This is a genomic window from Microcystis sp. M53598_WE2 (assembly GCF_030067735.1).
Classification (GTDB): Bacteria; Cyanobacteriota; Cyanobacteriia; order Cyanobacteriales; family Microcystaceae; genus Microcystis; species Microcystis aeruginosa.
In genome coordinates this window covers 1-3,789 of sequence record NZ_JASJFE010001087.1, presented here as the reverse complement: position 1 = coordinate 3,789, position 3,789 = coordinate 1, and the positions used below count along the sequence as shown (strand labels likewise).

General features: G+C 44.6%; 3 protein-coding genes. All 3 read left to right on the top strand.

The genetic code is table 11. The features are described from left to right. Positions 1-278: 278 nt before the first annotated feature. The 3 genes from rfbF to rfbH all read left to right on the top strand — a co-directional run bounded on the left by rfbF (position 279) and on the right by rfbH (position 3,627). Positions 279-1,109, top strand: coding sequence for a glucose-1-phosphate cytidylyltransferase (gene rfbF / locus PX636_RS22150; RefSeq protein ID WP_288118947.1), 831 nt, complete (start codon positions 279-281; stop codon positions 1,107-1,109). After that, positions 1,094-2,212, top strand: coding sequence for a CDP-glucose 4,6-dehydratase (gene rfbG, locus PX636_RS22145; RefSeq protein WP_288118945.1), 1,119 nt, complete (start codon positions 1,094-1,096; stop codon positions 2,210-2,212). The genes rfbF and rfbG overlap by 16 nt, the downstream gene beginning before the upstream one ends. Before the next feature lie 74 nt (positions 2,213-2,286). Further along, positions 2,287-3,627 (top strand): lipopolysaccharide biosynthesis protein RfbH, encoded by a 1,341-nt coding sequence (gene rfbH, locus PX636_RS22140; protein ID WP_288118943.1) that lies wholly within the window; start codon positions 2,287-2,289, stop codon positions 3,625-3,627. Positions 3,628-3,789 lie beyond the last annotated feature (162 nt).

Sequence of the window (3,789 nt, the reverse complement as noted above, 5' to 3'; positions counted from 1 at the left end):
AGGCGTTTTCGGTCAGCAAAAAAGGCTCAAACCATTACGGGACAAAGGGTTAACCTCGATTTATGATTTTCCTTGATATATCTGGGTTTCAGCGATTTTGGGCTTCTCGAAGTAAATCCCAAGCGGGGATTGGAGTTGAAGCTTTTCTCGATTTGTTTTTTGTCTAAGTCCCATTAACAAAAATTTTTTTAGACAGATCTTGGACACAATCAGGAATCCCGTGTTAAACTGCCTCGATAAGATGATGTCACTCTCAAAGCCCTTCACTATATAATCTAATGGTAATACAATCGGTCAGTTTAACAGTTAAGGACTATAAGTCTAACATTCCCGTCGCCATCTTGTGTGGTGGCAAAGGAACCCGACTGCGGGAAGAAACCGAATTTCGACCTAAACCGATGATTGCCATCGGAAATCGGCCAATTATTTGGCATATCATGAAAACTTATGCCCAATATGGGTTAACTGACTTTATGCTCTGTCTAGGGTACAAAGGGGAAATAATCCGGGACTATTTCTTTAACTATGATTGGAATCAAAGTGATGTCCTCTTAGAGTTAGGCAATAAAAAAGTGACCAAACTCGATAGTGGACACCAGGAGGAAGACTGGCGTATTTGGTTAATTGATACGGGACCCGAAACCATGACGGGAGGCCGTCTTAAACGTCTCACCCCTTACATAGAGAGAAGTGGAAGCGAGATCTTTTTGGCCACCTATGGGGACGGGGTTTGTGATGTGAATATTGCGGATCTGTTGGATTTCCACTACTCCCATGGCAAATTAGCCACGATGACGGCGGTTCGTCCTTCTTCTCGCTTTGGCGAGTTAATCATTGAGGGTAATTTAGTCACTCAATTCCAAGAAAAGCCTCAAACGGCTGAAGGATGGATTAATGGGGGGTATTTTGTCTTAAATCGCAAGGTTTTGGATTTAATTGAGGGAGATACGACGACTTTTGAAGCACAACCCCTAAGAACCCTAGCCGCTTTGGGAGAACTCGCCGTCTATAGGCATGATGGGTTTTGGCAGTGTATGGATACTTACCGAGAAATGGAAATGCTCAATCACCTTTATGACACTGGACAAGCTAGATGGAAAATATGGTAAAGGAAGCATTTTGGTCGGGCAAAAAAGTCTTTATCACGGGTCATACTGGCTTTAAGGGGTCTTGGCTGGCGTTTTGGTTACTCCATCTGGGGGCAGAGGTAAAAGGCCTCAGTTTAGCTCCCAATACCACCCCCGCCTTATTCGACCAATTAGACTTAGCTCAAAACCTGAGTCATCATATAGGAGATATTCGAGAGCCTGAGTTAGTAACTCGTTTAATCGCTTCATGGCAACCGGATGTAGTCTTTCATTTAGCGGCACAACCCTTGGTGCGGCTTTCTTATCTGGAGTCGGTGGAAACGTGGAACACAAATGTTATGGGGACTATTCACGTTTTAGAAGCCCTCAAAAGCCTGAATCATCCCTGTGCCGCCGTGTTTATTACTAGCGATAAGTGCTATGAGAATCGGGAATGGGTCTATGGTTATCGGGAAAATGACCCATTAGGGGGTTATGATCCCTATAGTTCTAGCAAAGCTGGGGCGGAATTGGCGATCGCATCTTGGCGCAGTTCCTTCTTTAAAACTCCTCAAACCGCCATCGGCATTGCCAGCGCCAGGGCAGGAAATGTCATCGGTGGCGGAGATTGGTCTCTAGACCGGATTGTACCCGATGCAATGCGGGCCTTGATGAAGTCGGAAGCGATTCCGGTGCGTAACCCTCTAGCGACTCGCCCTTGGCAGCACGTTTTAGAGCCTTTAGGGGGCTATTTACGGTTAGCTGAGTCGGTTTATGAGCAGTTGATGACGGCCAATTGGCAGCAAGACAGCCGGGGGTTATATGGGGCGTTTAATTTCGGTCCGGCTCTGACTTCTAATCGCCCGGTTAAAGAGTTAGTTGAGTCTATCCTACAACTTTGGCCGGGAACTTGGCTCGATCAAAGTGATCCGAATGCTGTTCATGAGGCTAAATTGCTTAATCTAGTTACAGATAAGGCTTTCCATACCCTAAAATGGCAACCCGTCTGGGATTTTCGGCAAACCCTCAAGGAAACGGTGACATGGTATTATCAAGCGGCGCAAATGGACTCTGAAGATAAAGCACAATTCCAAGAACTTACCCGCCAACAAATCGAATATTATCAAAGTTGTTTGATCGATTAGCGAACTCAAGGCTGATAATAGTCCAAATTAAGTAATAATTAAGTTCAAATTTCTCCCCTGAAAGGAAATTAACCATGACTCAATCTATTTCTCCCCCCAATACAAATACTGAAGCAGAACTGCGAGAGCAAGTCTTTCAAGCAGTACAAGAATATTATAAGCACAAATTTCAACCCCGGGCTTTTGTGGCGGGGCAGACCTATATTCCGGCATCGGGTAAGGTATTTGATGAGCAAGAATTAGTCAAATTAGTGGATTCTTCCCTAGATTTCTGGTTAACGACGGGCAGATATGCGGCAGAATTTGAGGAACGTTTTGCCCAGTGGATGGGGGTAAAACATTGTTTATTGGTCAATTCTGGCTCTTCGGCCAATTTAGTGGCCTTAAGTGCCTTAACTTCCCCTAAACTAGGGGAAAAACAACTTAAACCGGGGGATGAAGTCATTACCGTCGCCGCCGGTTTCCCGACCACCGTTAATCCCATCTTTCAAAATCAGCTAATTCCCGTCTTTTTAGACGTTAAATTACCCGGTTATGACCTCGACATTGATCAACTGGAATCGGCCTTGTCAGAGAAGACTAAAGCGATTATGATCGCTCATACCCTGGGAAATCCCTTTAATTTAGAAGCGGTGATGGCTTTTGCCGAAAAACATGACCTCTGGGTAGTTGAGGATAACTGTGATGCGGTGGGAAGTCTCTATAAAGGGCAAAAAACCGGCACCTTTGGGCATTTAGCAACGGTTAGCTTTTATCCTGCCCATCACATGACTATGGGAGAAGGGGGCGCGGTTTTAACCAGCGATACCCGCTTGAAAAAGATTGTCGAGTCATTCCGTGACTGGGGCCGAGATTGTTGGTGTCCTCCGGGTGTAGATAATACCTGTAATAAGCGCTTTGGTTGGCAGTTAGGAGATTTACCCTTTGGTTATGACCATAAGTACACCTATTCTCATGTGGGTTATAACCTAAAGATGACCGATATGCAAGCCGCCGTTGGGGTAGCGCAACTGGATAAATTGCCAGGATTTATCAAAAAGCGCCGGGAAAATTTTGCCTTTTTACATCAACAATTACAAGATCTTCAAGATGTTTTGACTCTACCCCAAGCCAGCCCGGATTCTGAACCGAGTTGGTTCGGGTTTCCGATTTTTGTCAAGGAAAATGCACCTTTTAGCCGCAATGATTTGGTTAAGCATTTGGAGGAGAAACGCATCGGCACAAGGCTATTATTTGGAGGAAATTTATTGCGACAGCCTCTTTATAAGGGGTTAAATTATCGAGTTGTTGGGGATTTAAGCAATGCCGATAAAATCATGAGTAGTGTTTTTTGGCTGGGCATTTATCCCGGATTAACCGAGGAGATGTTAACCTATGTAGCGGCGACCATCAGAAAATTTTGTCATGGCCAATAAAATTACCGAACTTTTGGGACAAAATTTCCGAGCATGGGGGATCAACCTTAATCCACTGTCAATCCACTTAAAATCTTGAAAAACTGATGAAAATCACTGAGACAAGGATTCCTAAGTGCTACGAAATTGTCCCCACTATTTTAGAAGACAAGCGTGGTCGTT

What these genes read in the sequence shown, in the direction of transcription:
- rfbF (WP_288118947.1), top strand. Translation starts at nt 279, where the DNA reads ATGGTAATACAATCGGTCAGTTTAACAGTTAAGGACTATAAGTCTAAC.
- rfbG (WP_288118945.1), top strand. Translation starts at nt 1,094, where the DNA reads ATGGAAAATATGGTAAAGGAAGCATTTTGGTCGGGCAAAAAAGTCTTT.
- rfbH (WP_288118943.1), top strand. Translation starts at nt 2,287, where the DNA reads ATGACTCAATCTATTTCTCCCCCCAATACAAATACTGAAGCAGAACTG.